Raw genomic sequence first — 15,600 nt, forward strand, 5'->3', positions numbered from 1 at the left:
GCCACCGTTCAGCAAAAGGGAAGAACAATGAACAACCCACACACTGAAGTCCTGACCCCGCTCAACAGCCAACTGATCTTCATCGATCAGCAACCGCAAATGGCATTTGGCGTCCAGAGCATTGACCGGCAGACGCTGAAGAACAACACCGTAGGCTTGGCCAAAGCGGCCAAGATCTTCAACGTGCCGACCGTCTTCACCACGGTCGAAACCGAGAGTTTCTCCGGGCATACCTACCCCGAGCTGCTCGCGGTTTTCCCTGATGCGCCACTGCTTGAGCGCACCTCCATGAACTCCTGGGACGACCAGAAGATACGTGACGCGCTGAAGAAGAATGGTCGAAACAAGATAATCGTTTCGGGCCTGTGGACAGAGGTCTGCAACACCACCTTCGCACTGTCCGCCATGCACGATCTAGGCTATGAGATCTATATGGTTGCCGACGCTTCCGGGGGCACGACCAAGGAAGCTCACGACTACGCCATGCAGCGCATGATCCAGGCGGGCGTGGTGCCAGTTACCTGGCAGCAGGTGCTACTGGAGTGGCAGCGCGATTGGAAAAACCGCGACACCTACGATGCTGTCATGGCGCTGGTCAAAGAGCATTCGGGCGCCTACGGCATGGGCGTCGACTACGCCTATACCATGGTGCACAAAGCGCCAGAGCGCGTTCAGCACGGCCCCACCTTGGCACCCGTGCCCGCATCGATCTGATGCCTGATCAGCCCCAAGTTGGTTCCTGATCAACATGCGGGGCTGCATCGAGCTGATCCGGGCTACCAATCGTTACGGAGTGTTCTGAAGCGTCAGACGAGGCTTCAGCGAATCGTGCTGCCCGGATCAAGCCATCTACAGATTTTTCAGGATGAATTGATCCCATGAACAGTGCTAAAGGCATCGTTATAGCCACCGTCGCGATTCAGTCGACTGGACGACTCAAACCCTGGCAAGTCACAACGGCCAAGCAGATGATGTTGGATCATCTGGATACCGGCATTTCGGTCACTGCACTTGCCGAAGCCTGCGGTCTGTCACGTAGTCATTTCTCTCGAATGTTCAAGGAATCCACACAGATGTCTCCGCAGCAGTGGTTGCGCGAGCAGCGGCTCAGGAAGAGTAAAGAACTGCTGGAGACATCGACGATGATGCTCGCCGAGATCGCGCTGGAGTGCGGTTTCTACGATCAACCACATTTCTGTCGAACGTTTATGAGATCCGAAGGAATGACGCCCCAAGCATGGCAACAACAGGTTACTTAGCAAGGTCGGGAATGCTATCCCAATCGATCCTAATAACGACTCAACTTAGCATGTGGCCAGTTACTGAGGTCACTCAGGGCTGTGGACGCCACAGATGGCTCATCCATGATTGCACATACATTGGATGAGAGCTGACCATTACGCGGCGTTATAGGCCTTACGGGACGAGCAGCAAATGGCTGCCCCTAACGCCGGATGAATGGGCTTGGCTTTTTAAAGGAGATGGTTGTGGTCGCTGCCGCTTGAGCCAACGGCCACTCGGTACTGGCTGCAGCTTGGCCACTTGTTTCACGTGAGGGCGCTGGTCTGTCGCCAGACGCCTTGCTCGACCACCCCCCCCAGGCTAATGCCCGGGTCATTGACTCACCTGGACGGGAGTCGAAAGCTGTCTCGTGAATGGCCAGCCCGCTGCCGGAATATACGCCTATAAACATCTGCGTCTGACCTGTCCGTGAAAGCCTCATTACTAGGCGGGCAGTTCTGGACTCAATCTCTCATCAACACCGGTCTAACCGATTCAATGGGGCATTGATTCTTTGTCTGGGCACACACAATAGCAATCTACAAAAGCAGATCGCTTAATCACATCTACAGATCACCTGAACATTTCATCGACATGATATATTTCAAAGCTAGCTGAGGGGCGCGTGCCTCACGCCGGAACGCTATCAGCACGAGAGGAGAGTGCCTCGGTAGCTTGTGCCCCGTCGCAACCTCCCAGCAGCCATTGCGACCAATGGCCTAGAGGCACCTGAAAGCGCAGATTACATCCGTGACCTCGAATTCGAAAAAGGCCCACTTACATCTGAAATACCGAGCTGGTGGGCCTTTGATTTGGTGGTTAAGCTGCTATGAGCTGAGAGTCGACGTCCTTATTGTCAAAATGCGCCCGTTTCTCGACAATTTTTCCGTCCTTGACCTTCAACAGCATCATGAGCGAGAAGCGAACAAGACCACCCTTCACTGGGACTCCTTCGAGGGTTCTGGTCTGGATACCCTCGAAGATCATATAGGCAGCAACAAGATCCGCCTCAGCAATCAACTCATGGATTTTGAAGGTGAAGTGATCGAACATGTCGAAGTTCTTCTTTTCGGAGCCTACCAGCCCTGCAGCGCCAGGCATCGGGTGATCCACTCGCACATAGAAATTAAATACTTCGTGACAGAACTCAGCAACGGCTTCATAGTCTCGCCGCTCGATGGCATCATAAAAGTTGCGAACCAGCTTCTTATTTTCTTCAACGCTCATAGCATCTCTCCTTCAAAAGCTCAGTGTTTCACCATCAGCCGGAATGCTGACCCGACTGGTAATACCGTTCAGCTCGCAATACTGGGCGAGTTCTTGACGAGTCAGGACTGCGTGGTTAACCGACTCAAGATGTGTGGCCACAATCTGAGCCTGCGGAGCGGCCTGGAAAACTCGCAAGACATCTTCTTTACCCATAATGATCGAACCTAGGCCGACCACCTGGGCGTCACCTGCGTTAAGCAGAATAACTTCCGGCGTGAACTGTTCTAGCGCCTCTACAACATGTCGATTCCAGACGGTATCACCGGCTATGTAGAGAGTTTTCTCTGCCGGGTGTTGGAGTACCACGCCGCATACATCGCCAAGGATCTCGCCAATGGCCTGTAGTGCTTCGTCTGAACCATGCTGCCCATTGGTTTGGAAAAAATTGATCCCATTGAGAACAGTCCCCTCAATGAGATTCACATCGGTGAAGCCCTGGGAGAGCACCACAGCCTGGTCAGCGGCACTCTGGGTGTAAATCGGCATCCGTTTAGGGATCAGATTAATGGCCGCCTCATCCCAATGATCAGGGTGGACGTGTGTCAGAATCACTGCATCCACATTGATAATTTCGCCAAGTGGCATTGGTAGAGGGGCTGTCGGGTTGCGCAGGTGGCTATTGGCAGTACCTTCAAAGCCAGGGTAGGCCCCCTGCTCCGCCAAATATGGATCCACCAAAAGACGAGTTCCGGCGTAATCCAGAACAACTGTAGCATTTCGAATTTGTTGAATTTTCATGTTGACCTCACGGTTAATATTCTGGACTGACCAGTCCAGAATGAATAAAATTTTTAGTCGAGCTGCGCCATCAAAATATTCAAATTTCTGTTCATGGCTTCACCGCCTACATTAATTCTGGCCATCAGTTGAAGCCCTGGAAATGCCAAAACGAGGATGCTCGCGATGTCCTCAGCATCAGACAAATTCTTGATAGAGCCGTCCTGCTGCCCGCGCTTTATTGCTGCAGTCAGGGCTTCATGAATTGTCCTGAAGTCGTCTGCGACCATGTCCTTCACTCTCAGATCCCGAGGTGCCATCTCGACTGCCTGGTTGACACTCATGCAACCATTGTGGGCGGCCTCCGTGTCGACATCAGCAAACAAGCTTTCGTAAAACGAAACGATCCCATTGCGGGCAGGATCAACGCTAAGCAAGTGCAGCATGTCTCGCTTACGGTCTTGTCGATAGACGTCAAAAGCTGCAAGAAAAAGCTCGCGCTTATCTCCAAAGCTCCCGTACAAACTACTTTTGCTCAGCCCTGTAGCTGCCATCAAGTCTGCCAGGGAGGTCGCCTCATAGCCCTTTTCCCAGAATACGGCCATCGCCTTTCTGAGCACTTGCTGGGTGTCGAATTCTTGAGGTCGAGCCATTTTTAAGTCCCTAAATCTGTTCCTGAGCACAAGATAACCATTTTGGACTTATCAGTCCAGAAAATTCGTCGGATAATTCTCCCTACCCATGCCCACCGTCTCCGGTGAGAGAAATGGAAAAGCGCCTTGTGCATACCTTCCGGGTAGCTGAAGGCGCTCGTTGCGCGCTAGAAGGATGTGCCGACTATGAGCTGAAAGTACGTGTTGGTGTCATCGCTTCCCAGCTGCAGACCACCTCGGCCTGCGCTCCTGTCAGGTTTGTAAAAGGCTATCACCGGGCTAATCATCAGATGATCGTTCACCATCCACTCAGCATACAAATCAACCTCGTCCCCTCCGAGATTGCTGTCGCTTCGACTGATTGGATCGAAATTGAAGTAGAGGGCCCCTACCGTCAGGCTTTCCATGGGCGTCGCTTTGAGCCCAACATGCTGCACACGTGTATTCGTATTGAAAGGCCCTGCGTAGTTTGAGGCTACCTCGCCTTGGAACCAGGTACCGTAGCCTCGACTCAACCCGTAAAACAGAGGATCGAACGACTCAGAGAAGCGGCTGTACCGATAGGTTGCAGTCGGAGACCATAGGACGTCCGAGAAAGCCCAACTGCCCTCCAAGTACCAAGCATTCTCGCGGCCACTATCTCGATCCTGGGTCGCATACTCGAATGCCAAGTTCAGATCTTTCACGCCGAGTGAACCAGTCCCGCGAACGCTCGCCGTCTCCATGCCATCCCGTTCAGCTTGGAATGGCGTAGCAAAGCGCTTATTGACGTCCAGACCTTTAATGTAGGTAAAGCCCAGAGTGCCTTCATCTGCAACGTGCTCAAGCGTTGCAATGGCCAGCTCTGTTTCCGCCTGTGCACGGTTATTGGAGTCCAGCCACATCAGGTCTCCACGCCACCCATGATCACCACCGACTCTCAATACCGCCGTGTGGTTGAAGGCCTTACGGGACGCCAGGTAGTACGCACCTCCTCGGTCATAATTGTCACCGAGGTCTACGTCGCCGAAGTTCAGCGCATCACCCTTGATCAGGAATCCGTCGCCAACGACAACCTCTTGTCGGCCTGCGGAGATGTCGATCCCATTCGAACCCAGAGAGGAAAAAAGCTCGCCGGAACGCCACCCCATGTAGGCATCCTCGACCGCTGTACGTCGCTCTGTACCTACGGTGAAACCAGCAGCATCACCACCTCCCCAGGTACCCGAACTCAAAAAGTTTAACTTTCCATAAACACTAGACTTGCCTGAAAGCTCCGCGCTGCCATTTAGGCCATACTTCACGTAGCCTTCGCGCCAGTTTGAAGATCCGGCACTCTTGGTTCCGGTAGTGGCATAACTTTCGTCACTGTGAAAGGCAGCAAATATTGCTTCGAGATCAGCGTTCAGCGACCTACCACCTTCGTTATATAACTCGTATGCGCTCACCTTTCCCGAAACAAGCAAAGTCACTGCCGAATAGGCAATCACCGCACGCGCAACTCTTCCACCACCAGACTTGTAGGTCATGATTCGCTCTTTCTTTGTTGTGTTATTGGCAAAGTAACTTGGCAGGGCTTATGGGATATTTAAGAAACCTATAAGAAGATCTGCAGATCAAGTTTTTGAATTATCAGCGCTTACTAATTCTTCAAGCTGAGCTTTGATTCTTTGTGCCTATGGCAGAGATGGCAACAGCAGACTGGAGATCAATTGATCACGAAACCCGATTTTGATCGATTAGAAGGTCTAGAGCCACCTGCAGAACACCAAGGGCCTCGGCCAATGCCAGAGCGTGGGGGGGGGGGGCGTTCTCAGCTCAATCGCCCTCCTAGATTGAACGATCAGGCTTTCGCGATTGCCAGCCTCCACAAGCAGGCGAAGAATCCTTAGACCAATAACTACTCCAAAAACTGTCCCGCTGTTAGGGGAGGTCTGCATGCAAAATGACAAGGCGCAACAAGGGCTGAAGCCCAAATCTCTTGGTGTCTCAGACATCGTTTTTTTTGTCATCGCGGCTGCGGCTCCGCTTGGCGCTACCTTAGGCGCAGGCCCAGTTGTATTCGCAATGGGGGGTGCTGGCGCGCCCGGGATCTACCTCATCGCCTCGCTGGTGCTATTACTGTTCGCGATCGGTTTTGCGGCGATGAGCCGCCATGTGATCAGCGCGGGCGGCTTTGCTGAACTTGTAAGTCATGGACTAGGCCGCCCCGCAGGCAATGCTGCTGGCGGCATAGCCTTGCTGGCCTACATCGCAATGCTCGCCGGCATCTACGGCCAATTCGCGGCCTTTGGAGCTGAACTTGCCTCGTCCTTCGCAGGCCTGCAGGTCGATTGGCGTATTGTGGCACTGCTAATCATTGGCTTGGTCGGCGTATTTGGCTACCTGGACGTGAAGGTATCGGCCAAGGTATTAGGCGTGTTGATGATCTTTGAAATCCTGATTCTGGTGATCTTCGACGTCGCAGTCATCGCACAGACTGATATTGGAAAGCTGAGCTGGAACGGTTTCTTACCCTCTCAGGTATTCACCCCAGGCCTGGGCGTAGCGCTGATGTTTGCGTTTTGCTGCTTCGTCGGATTTGAATCCACCACGCTCTACGGTGAGGAAGCCAAGAACCCCAACCGTACCGTCCCCCTTGCTACCTATGTAGCTATTGCAATCATCGGGATCTTCTACACCCTCACCACCTGGAGCATCGGGCTCGCCTACGCAAACAGCGATGTCCAAGCCATCGCCGGGGCGGACATGGTCAATTTCGTCTTCAACGCCAACACACAGTATGTGGGCCCCCTCTCGACAGAGGTCATGAAGCTCCTCGTTGTCTCTAGTGTCTTTGCAGTGCTGCTGTCCTTCCATAATGCCCTCAGCCGCTATCTCTTCGCACTCGCACGTAGCCACTTCGTACCGAAGCCACTCAGCCGTGTGCACCCGAAACATGCGAGCCCTCATGTCGCCAGCGTGACACTGTCGATTGCCACAGTCCTTGTCGTCGGCGCATTCATGGTCGCCAATTCCGATCCGATTCAACACCTCTACATGTGGATGGTCGGCCTGGGGACGCTTGCCATCCTGGCACTGCAAACGCTTGGCGCCGCCGCAGTGGTTGGCTTCACAGTTAAGACCAAAAAATGCAGTCCCTGGCAGGGGGTGATTGCTCCAACCCTGGGTGGCGGTGGCCTTGCATTTGCGGTGTTCCTCGCAGTGAAAAACTTCAGCGAACTCACCGGTACCAAAGAAGGCTTAGCCACCTACCTACCGTGGCTAGTGCTGATCGCCGCAGTGCTAGGCCTACTCAATGGGTACCGGTCTAAAGACAAGCTCCACGCAACCCACGCTGCCTCCTGACAGACGGCATAACAAGCAGAAAAACAGAACGCTAGCCGTGTCACTTCGAGGCTATCGAGCAATGCAAGTGGTTGATTCTGACCACGTGATTTTGGAGATAACAATGAATAAGCCTAAACCTTATGCCTCGTTTAACTTGCAACCCATCGCCGGAATCTGGCGCGAGGGCAGCACAGGTCGAACGATGACTGTTAGCGACCCTTACACACGTAGACCATTAATCGAAATCCCCCTGGCCAGCAAAGATGACTTGAATGAAGCCTACGCGCGGGCTAAAGAGGCTCAGGTTGCCTGGGCAGAAACAGGCCCCACCGCTCGTGCTGCAGTCATGCTCCGTGCAGTCCAGATCTTCGATGAGCGTCGCGAAGAGATCGTGGAGTGGATCATCGCGGAATCGGGCAGTACGCGTGTTAAGGCCGAGATCGAGTGGGCAACAGCCAAGGGCATCACTGTAGAGGCTGCATCGTTCCCAAACCGTGTACATGGTCGAATTGTGGGATCGGATATCCCGAACAAGGAAAGCCGCGTTTACCGACGCCCACTGGGCGTCGTGGGCGTCATTAGTCCCTGGAACTTTCCATTCCACTTGACCCAACGCTCCCTGGCCCCGGCACTGGCTCTTGGTAACGCAGTCGTTGTGAAACCGGCCAGTGACACCCCGGTGACTGGAGGACTCCTACTTGCACGAATCTTCGAGGAGGCAGGGCTTCCATCAGGCCTGCTCAGCGTGGTCGTGGGAGCTGGCGCCGAAATCGGCGACGACTTCGTGTCCCACCCTGTCCCAAGCTTCATTTCATTCACGGGGTCGACCCCAATTGGCCAGAACATCGCTCGCCAAGCGAGTAGCGGTGACTACCTCAAACACGTTGCCCTCGAACTGGGGGGCAACAACCCATTCGTGGTATTGGCGGACGCTGACCTTGAACTCGCTGTACACGCTGCAGTAGTAGGCAAGTTCCTGCACCAGGGCCAAATCTGCATGGCCATTAACAGGATAATTGTCGAAGACTCAATCTATGATGATTTCGCTTCCTCGTTCATCCAGCGTGTGAGCAAGCTCGTTATTGGTGATCCGAGAGACCCGCAAACGGCAGTCGGCCCAGTGATCAACCAAAAGCAGTTCAATGGCCTGACCCAGAAGGTAGCCCAAGCCAAGCGTGAAGGCGCCGTACTGGCCTATGCTGGAGAGTCTCAAGACTTGGTCTTCGCTCCCCATGTCTTCACTGAGGTTAAACCTTACATGGAGCTGGCGGTCGAAGAGATTTTCGGCCCGATTGCGGGCTTGATGCGTGCGGACAACGCAGATCATGCGCTTGAGCTGGCCAACAATACCCAGTTCGGTCTTTCAGCAGCAGTGTTCAGTGGCGATCTGGATCGAGGTGTGCAGTTTGCCCGGAGGATTCATTCCGGCATGGCGCACGTCAATGACATCCCAGTCGCAGATGCCGCCAACGTCCCATTCGGTGGAGAGAAGAACTCCGGCCTGGGTCGGTTCAATGGTGATTGGGCAATCGACGAGTTAACGACAACCCAATGGGTATCGGTGCAACGCCAACCTCGCCATTACCCTTTTTGATGTGCACACCCGGTCAAGCAACCGACCGGGTTCTACGCGATATCTATTCTGGTGATACTCGGCGGTGATCAGGCTACCTGGGCCCGCCGAGCCTCTGGAATGCACGTTAACGAGCTTTCAATGATCTCGTTTACACAACGCCGCAGTGATCGCACAGCTGGAGAACGATTGCCTGCGACCGTCGCGATGGCCAAGGTGCTACGAGGCGCATCCGCCAAAGGCACATATCGGACACCTGGATGCGTGTACAGACGCGTGGCAGTCAGTGGGTAGGTATCGAAAGCTCCACCGTAGGCAACAGCGGCCAGGCTTTCAGGAATCGACTGCACATATGCACCAATGCGGCCAGGCCTCTCGTTTGCCAAGCTCCAGTAGGCGGCCCACTCAGAAGGCGCCCCCTCCCCTGCAACTGCAAACGGCTGCTCGATAATATCGGCCATTCGCAATATCGGAGCATCGGCCATCTCATGGTTTATGGGCACCGCCGCAACACGAGGCTCATCAAACATGACATCGAACTCAAGACGCGGATCGCAAACCGGAAGTCGAATGAGTGCTGCATCCACTTTTCCGGAAATCAACGCCTGCACTTGATTGGTCATCGAGAGCTCGGTAACCACTAACCGAATGTCCGGATTGCTCTTTTGGAACAACGAAAATATTAAGTGCGTTAGCTCTCCAGCCGCCTCCCCAAAGAAGCCAAGTTTCAGGACACCACGGCTACTTTCCGCAATGGCCCGACACTCCAAGACCGTATTATTCAAATTGTTTAGCAGAACTCGTATTCTTTCGATAAATGTTTGACCCGCATCAGTAAGAGACACGCGATGACTGGTACGCTCGAACAACTTAAAGCCGAGCTCGTTTTCCAGCTTCGCGATCTGTGCGCTCAACCCAGACTGGGCAATATTCTCAATTTCGGCAGTCTTGCCGAAATGCAAGGTCTCAGCGAGTCTGGAGGCCAAGATTAACTGTCTAGTATCCATGGGGGCTCTGCTCATGGAGATTGTCGAAGCTAAATATCAAGCAAGATTCGTGCAAAGATCATAACCTTCGAAGGCCTATACGAGCATAGGTGTCGAGCAATACGCTTTTTCACTCCCTTCGCACCAACCCAGGGCAGCAATCTGGCCCTCTGAGCGATAATGTGGCGATTTGCAGCGTGCAGCGACACAAGCTCGATGCACGGCCAAGCCGGCTCTAGGCATGCCATGCATACCCACATTTGATCTATAAAGCTATGAACTCAATAGTAAATAGTAATAAATGGGTAACAATCCGCCTCGAATCGGTAACACTCGCTACCCACTTCCACGCCCCTGAAGCGGGCACAGCCCTCCAAAGCACCTCGCTTCAGAGCTCTAAAGTTGCTCGATTTGACAAACCGCCAACGTAAATCTCTGCTCAAAACTCTTGTGATACGGCGACCCAATCGATTCCAAGCTACACAATCACGAATTGCGATCAAGCAATCCCAAAACCGAGATTGCCCCTAACAACGAATTGAAAATAGTATTATCTGCGAATCTCCGAAACCACCTTATTAAATAATAGATGGCCCAGAGATAAGGAAAGGAGCTGACCTTCATCTTAGAAAGAGAAATCTTTCCTGGTGGAGACAAGGGTATAGCGCTGAGGAAAAGCAATACAACTCGCCGCCCTTGATGACAGCTGAAGACACTTTGAATGCGGAAATAGCCATGAAGCTTGATTACCAACAATCTCTAAAAAATTTCTCGGAAGCATTTCATCTTTCCAAAGCAGAAACTTCAAAAGGGAATGATTACATTCCTGGTGGCTTTAGCCGTCGCACCTTTGGTTACGGCCCGCACGCAATCTTCGTCGATAAAGGTGAGGGACAGTATATCCACACTATTGAGGGCAGAAAGCTACTTGACCTCAATAATAATTTTTCAACCAATGTACTCGGGCACAACCACCCTACTGTGGTGAAAGCCATTGAAGCGCTGCTGCCGAGTGGATTCTCCTTCGGGAACCCAACGGATCATGAGCTAGGCTTGGCCAAACTGCTGAGCGACCGGATCGAGTCCGTCGAACAGGTGAAGTTCTTTTGCTCGGCCAGCGAAGCCTGCCTCAGCGCTGTTCGGATTGCTCGCGGCTACACTGGGCGAAATAAAATCGCCAAATTCGAGGGTGGCTACCACGGCTTCACAGACGACCTGGCCATCTCTGCACATCCAAGCCCAGCCAACTTCCCGGGGCCAGACTTCAACCCGAAAGCGTTACCAGACTCTGACGGCATTCCATCCTACAAGAGCGACAACGTTCTGGTTCTGATCCAGAACAACTTTGAAGCCTGCGAGAAGATCCTGCGCGGGAATGCCGAAGAAATTGCATGCGTGATTATGGAACTCCAGTCGTGCGCAGGCGGCATCGTTGAGCTCAAAAAAGAGTTCGTGCAAAAGCTGCGAGCCTTGACCGAGGAGCTGGGTATCCTCCTGATCGTGGACGAAACCATCACCCTTCGGGCCGCCTATAATGGCCTGCAAAGCGAGTACGAAATCAAACCCGATCTGACCGTGATGGGCAAAATGATCGGCGGTGGGCTGCCGATTGGTGCCGTAGGCGGTAGCCGTAAAGTATTCCGTGTTCTCGAAGATAACCAGGTGATGATCTCCGGCACCCACCACGGCCACCCTATGGCCTGTGCTGCTGGCATTGCTTGCATGGAAGCCATGGATGCCAAGGCATACAAACGCCTCAACGACATGGCAGCAACCATCAAGAAAGAACTGAACGACTGGGCAGCCGAACAAGGCTACCCGTTCACCGTATTCGGCTCCTTCTCGGTCTTCGCCTATGCATTCACCAAGGAGCCAGGTCAAAAAATCACGACCCACCGTGACTACTGGCACAAGATCGATGAGAACAGCATGGGCATCTATGCCCTGGAAATGGCCACCCGTGGCTACTACCCAGTGCACCGTGGCCAGATCGGACTGACGCTGCCAATGACCGACGAGGATGTCCAGGGGTACATCGAGACCACCAAAGACATCATCAAGGCGATCTATAGCAAAGCCTGAACGATGCGCCCAACGTGCTACCCAACTGACGGAGTCTCAAACTAATGGGAGCCCTCGACAGCCATAAGCTGCCGGGGGCTTTTAGTTAGCGCTATTCGCCCCATAGTCGGAGACTTTTCGGGGATGCATGTTTCTAATTTCAAGATCACATAATCACAAACTAAAATTGCAAAAATACTCCATATACGGCTAAATACGTTTTGCAGGATCTTCTCACGCAAATTTTTTGGTTTTGCTAAACCTCAGCCTCTCTATGCGCATGCTAAAGAGGCTTTTTTACTAAGCGTCAAACCATCATGACATCATGACGTGTAGCTACTGATAAGAATTCTTGATCGGGCGCTAGGTTGGCTTTTCCTCGCGGTAGATCAGATAGGTGCAGTTCTGACGGAGAGCGGTACCGCTGGCCACCATTCGGTAACCGATTGGTGGCCATTTTATTTTAGATTTTGATTGAAAGAGGGTTGTCAAACTATATCCATTTGCGTAGCTTGGGGGAACGAAAAGACCCAATAACTTAAAGCGTAAATACTAATGAATAGCGTGCCTAACAAGGGTTTTCGCTTCGACAAAAGCCAACATCCGTTTGCAGCTTACGCGGACGCTATTTTTTTCAGAAGATTTGATATCACCATTGAATGCACGCAACCTTTTAATAAAACCAACGAAAAAATAAATTACAAATTGAGATTGAGGCAGGAGCCTGTAGGCACCTGCCACCCAGATCAATTTTTAACTAACCAACTTCCCGACATCATAACTCGACGGCCAGGGAACGAGCAGAAAAATAAATACTCCTCCCCCTCTTGAAGTTTAGCAGGATCAATAGCGATGGTATCTTTTTCACCACCACCCAACATCTTTGTATGCGCAATAATTCGGGTGTCGCCTGCTTTCACATATTCTGAACCTGCGCCTGCAGCTATTGCATCACGCGCAACCGAGTCTGCGTCAGACTTTTTAACAATAACAATGTTATGACCCATTACAGTTTTTGGTATAGTGCCTGAATTGTTCAAGGTCAAATTAAAGGCAGGGCAACTCTTACTTACCTCAATGACACTATTATCAAAGCGCATCTGATCAGAGCTTGCCACATCCACCTGACACTGGCCAGCGCTCGAAAAAGCAGGCAACGAGAAAACTACAGCAACAAGAAATTTCTTATTCATCAAAAGACTCGAATGCTAAAACGTTATTATTGAAATTTGATAGTCCACAACAAAAGATCAGAGGCGCAGCACTCCTAGACATCCCCAGACGGGGACGTAGCTTACCGTTTAACTTCAGCACCATGGAATGATGCCTTCCTTACTAATGTACGAACGATATCCAGATAGCTTAAGGCACACTCGACTTGAACATCAGTTCCGCTACAAGGAGTGACCTATGAATAACAACAACACGTTGACGGAGTCCGTCGCCATGCCGGAGCTTGGAGCTGATAGTAAGTCGAAGGCCAAAAAAGCCACTGCTGCCGCCGTTTTCGGAACCTTCGTTGAGTATTACGACTTCAGCGTTTACGGGTACCTCGCTGCCACCCTAGCGCTGGTCTTCTTCCCATCCGATGACCCACCACTGGCTTGCTCAACACATTTTTAGTGTTCGGATCCGCCTTCTTGGTACGTCCCATCGGCGCAGTTGCATTCGGTTGGCTCGGCGACAAAGTGGGGCGCCGTGCAAGTCTGATCGCCAGTATTACGCTGATGGGTCTGGCCGCTACGCTAATCGGTCTGCTCCCAGGTTACGCACAGATTGGTGTATGGGCACCGATTCTCTTGGTGCTTCTGCGCATGCTTCAAGGCTTCTCCGCTGGTGGCGAAATCGGTGGCGCCGCGAGCTACATTCGTGAATGGGCTCCAGCTAACAGACGCTCGCTCTACATCTCCTTCCTGCCTTCCATTGCTCAGTTCGGTAAAGGTTTGGCAGCTGCTATCGCCGGTCTCGCTGACGCATCGCTGACTGATTCGCAGATGTCCGAATGGGGCTGGCGCGTTCCTTTCCTGGTCGCGCTGCCCTTGGGCATCATCGGCCTGTGGATGCGCTTGGGCATCGAAAACAGCCCTGAGTTTGAGTCCAAAAAAGCCGACATCGAGAAGCCAAAAAGCCAGCCATTTGCTGAGCTGATTCGCGACTACCCTCTTCCCCTCCTCAAAGTGATGATGATCTCTTTGGTGCAGAACATCGGCACTTACATCGGCACGGTATTTATTGCCGCTTACTTCAGCTCGATCCTCGGATACTCCAAAGCAGATGCGTCCACTATCGTGCTGGTAGCAGTTCTTTTCGCTGCGGTCATGATCCCTCTGGCTGGTCACCTGGGTTCAATAATCGGCAGCAAATCAGTGTTGCGCCTTTCGTATCTCGGGTATGCAGTCGTTTCTGTTCCATCTTTCATGATGATGCAGCAAGGCCAAATGAGCCTCGCCATGGCAGGCCTTGCCTTGGGCATGATCCCCTACGCGCTGTGCTTGGCTGGTACCTATTCGGTAATGCCGGAGTTCTTCCCCACCCATGTTCGCCACACCGGCGTCGCATTCGGACACAGCGTAGGCGCCGTGATCGGCGGCGGCATTGGCCCCTTCATGGCCACCTGGCTGATCGGCGTTTCCGGTAACCAAACCGCTCCCGCCTTCATTCTGTCCGGCGCAGGCCTGCTCGGTTTGATCGTCCTCTGGACAGTTCGCAGTCAAGCAGCTGCAGACGATAAAAAACACCAATTTTCTTGAGTGATCAGCATGTCCCTTATCTACGTTACCAGTCCAATTCACGAAACCGTTCTTGCCCGCCTGTCTGAGCTGGGTGAAGTTCGACTGGCATATGGCCCTAACGCCGTTGGCTACGAAGAGATCCGGAATCAGGTGGACGCTGTGTTTCTGCGCGGTGGCCACATCAGCGCAGAGATGATCGCTGCATCTCCCAAGCTACGCATCGTTGCGCGTCACGGTGCAGGTTATGACAACGTTGACTACAAAGCGGCTGAAAGCCACGGCGTCTGGGTGACCAACACCCCTGGTGCAAACCAGCGCAGCGTGATTGAACATGTCTTCGCCTTGTTGTTGTCGCTGTGCCGCAAGCTTCCAACGGCCACCGAGCAAACTCGTAACCGTAACTGGGCTCAAGACCGCCTAGCGTTGACCGGAATCGAACTTGAAGGCCGCACCCTGGGCTTGGTCGGCTTCGGCAACATCGGCTCCAGCGTGGCACCGGTTGCTGAAGCCTTTGGCATGAAGGTGATTTTCACCGATCCAGCGATCGAGCCGAGCTCCGATAGTCGCTGGGTAGATTTCGACACGCTGCTTGCAACCGCCGATGTTGTAAGCCTGCATGTCCCCTTACTTCCAACAACTCGCAACCTGATAGGGGCGGCAGAGTTCGCCAAGATGAAAGATGGCGCGATGCTGATCAATACCAGCCGAGGTGGAGTTGTCGATGAAAGCGCGATGGTCGATGCGCTGAAGAGCGGCAAACTCGCCGGCGCAGGCGCAGACGTACTTGATGCCGAGAACATCGACATGATCAAGCCGTTTGATCACCCAACCCCGGACATCGCCAATACCCCCAACTTGATCGTCACCGCTCACGTTGTCGGACAGACGGATGAATCGCTGATGCGCGTCGGCATGAGCGCACTCGAGGCAATTGCTGCCGTGCTCAAAGGTGGAGCCCCTGCCCATCCAGTCAACCAGCCTGTGCCGAAATCGTTCAGCTAAGCCGTTTTTATAACGAA

14 protein-coding genes are annotated in these 15,600 nt (G+C 52.9%); 8 read left to right on the forward strand and 6 right to left on the reverse strand.

The window, feature by feature from the left end:
- Positions 1 to 27: 27 nt before the first annotated feature.
- Both ACIPZH_RS14035 and ACIPZH_RS14040 read left to right on the forward strand, forming a co-directional pair.
- Positions 28 to 714: a hydrolase gene (locus ACIPZH_RS14035; RefSeq protein ID WP_400636580.1), complete on the forward strand. Its 687-nt coding sequence runs from the start codon at positions 28 to 30 to the stop codon at positions 712 to 714.
- A gap of 164 nt (positions 715 to 878) precedes the next feature.
- Entirely contained in the window at positions 879 to 1,259 is a 381-nt protein-coding gene (locus tag ACIPZH_RS14040) for a helix-turn-helix domain-containing protein (protein WP_400636582.1), read from the forward strand.
- A gap of 841 nt (positions 1,260 to 2,100) precedes the next feature.
- Here ACIPZH_RS14040 and ACIPZH_RS14045 read toward each other — a convergent pair.
- The 4 genes from ACIPZH_RS14045 to ACIPZH_RS14060 all read right to left on the reverse strand — a co-directional run bounded on the left by ACIPZH_RS14045 (position 2,101) and on the right by ACIPZH_RS14060 (position 5,428).
- Positions 2,101 to 2,508 carry an ester cyclase gene (locus ACIPZH_RS14045; protein WP_400636583.1) on the reverse strand — a complete coding sequence of 136 codons (408 nt, stop codon included), beginning with the start codon at positions 2,506 to 2,508 and terminating at the stop codon, positions 2,101 to 2,103.
- 12 nt (positions 2,509 to 2,520) lie between these two features.
- On the reverse strand, positions 2,521 to 3,288 hold the full coding sequence (locus ACIPZH_RS14050) for an MBL fold metallo-hydrolase (protein WP_400636584.1): 768 nt from the start codon (positions 3,286 to 3,288) through the stop codon (positions 2,521 to 2,523).
- A 53-nt stretch (positions 3,289 to 3,341) separates the two neighbouring features.
- Entirely contained in the window at positions 3,342 to 3,920 is a 579-nt protein-coding gene (locus ACIPZH_RS14055) for a TetR/AcrR family transcriptional regulator (RefSeq protein ID WP_400636585.1), read from the reverse strand.
- Positions 3,921 to 4,087: 167 nt separating this feature from the next.
- Positions 4,088 to 5,428: a hypothetical protein gene (locus ACIPZH_RS14060; RefSeq protein WP_400636586.1), complete on the reverse strand. Its 1,341-nt coding sequence runs from the start codon at positions 5,426 to 5,428 to the stop codon at positions 4,088 to 4,090.
- 409 nt (positions 5,429 to 5,837) lie between these two features.
- On the opposite strand from ACIPZH_RS14060, the gene ACIPZH_RS14065 reads away from it, so the two are divergent.
- Both ACIPZH_RS14065 and ACIPZH_RS14070 read left to right on the forward strand, forming a co-directional pair.
- Positions 5,838 to 7,247, forward strand: coding sequence for an APC family permease (locus tag ACIPZH_RS14065; protein WP_400636587.1), 1,410 nt, complete (start codon positions 5,838 to 5,840; stop codon positions 7,245 to 7,247).
- A 103-nt stretch (positions 7,248 to 7,350) separates the two neighbouring features.
- Complete coding sequence (locus tag ACIPZH_RS14070) at positions 7,351 to 8,823, forward strand: aldehyde dehydrogenase family protein (RefSeq protein ID WP_400636588.1); 1,473 nt, start codon at positions 7,351 to 7,353, stop codon at positions 8,821 to 8,823.
- A 68-nt stretch (positions 8,824 to 8,891) separates the two neighbouring features.
- On the opposite strand, the gene ACIPZH_RS14075 is transcribed toward ACIPZH_RS14070, so the two are convergent.
- Complete coding sequence (locus ACIPZH_RS14075) at positions 8,892 to 9,809, reverse strand: LysR family transcriptional regulator (RefSeq protein WP_400636589.1); 918 nt, start codon at positions 9,807 to 9,809, stop codon at positions 8,892 to 8,894.
- A gap of 714 nt (positions 9,810 to 10,523) precedes the next feature.
- On the opposite strand from ACIPZH_RS14075, the gene ACIPZH_RS14080 reads away from it, so the two are divergent.
- Positions 10,524 to 11,870, forward strand: coding sequence for an aspartate aminotransferase family protein (locus ACIPZH_RS14080; RefSeq protein ID WP_400636591.1), 1,347 nt, complete (start codon positions 10,524 to 10,526; stop codon positions 11,868 to 11,870).
- Between the two features lie 725 nt (positions 11,871 to 12,595).
- Here the strand turns inward: ACIPZH_RS14080 and azu are convergent.
- Positions 12,596 to 13,042, reverse strand: a complete 447-nt coding sequence (gene azu / locus ACIPZH_RS14085) for an azurin (RefSeq protein WP_400636592.1) — start codon at positions 13,040 to 13,042, stop codon at positions 12,596 to 12,598.
- Positions 13,043 to 13,259: 217 nt separating this feature from the next.
- Between azu and ACIPZH_RS14090 the strand changes: the two genes are divergently transcribed.
- The 3 genes from ACIPZH_RS14090 to ACIPZH_RS14100 are packed head-to-tail and all read left to right on the forward strand — an operon-like array spanning position 13,260 to position 15,583.
- Complete coding sequence (locus ACIPZH_RS14090; protein WP_400636593.1) at positions 13,260 to 13,472, forward strand: hypothetical protein; 213 nt, start codon at positions 13,260 to 13,262, stop codon at positions 13,470 to 13,472.
- A 17-nt stretch (positions 13,473 to 13,489) separates the two neighbouring features.
- The gene (locus tag ACIPZH_RS14095; RefSeq protein ID WP_400636595.1) at positions 13,490 to 14,599 is read left to right on the forward strand and encodes an MFS transporter; all 1,110 of its coding nucleotides are present in this window, start codon (positions 13,490 to 13,492) and stop codon (positions 14,597 to 14,599) included.
- 9 nt (positions 14,600 to 14,608) lie between these two features.
- The gene (locus ACIPZH_RS14100) at positions 14,609 to 15,583 is read left to right on the forward strand and encodes a hydroxyacid dehydrogenase (RefSeq protein ID WP_400636596.1); all 975 of its coding nucleotides are present in this window, start codon (positions 14,609 to 14,611) and stop codon (positions 15,581 to 15,583) included.
- Positions 15,584 to 15,600: the final 17 nt, after the last annotated feature.

It is taken from the genome of Pseudomonas sp. NPDC089758 (genome assembly GCF_044748705.1).
Lineage (GTDB): Bacteria > Pseudomonadota > Gammaproteobacteria > Pseudomonadales > Pseudomonadaceae > Aquipseudomonas > Aquipseudomonas putida_X.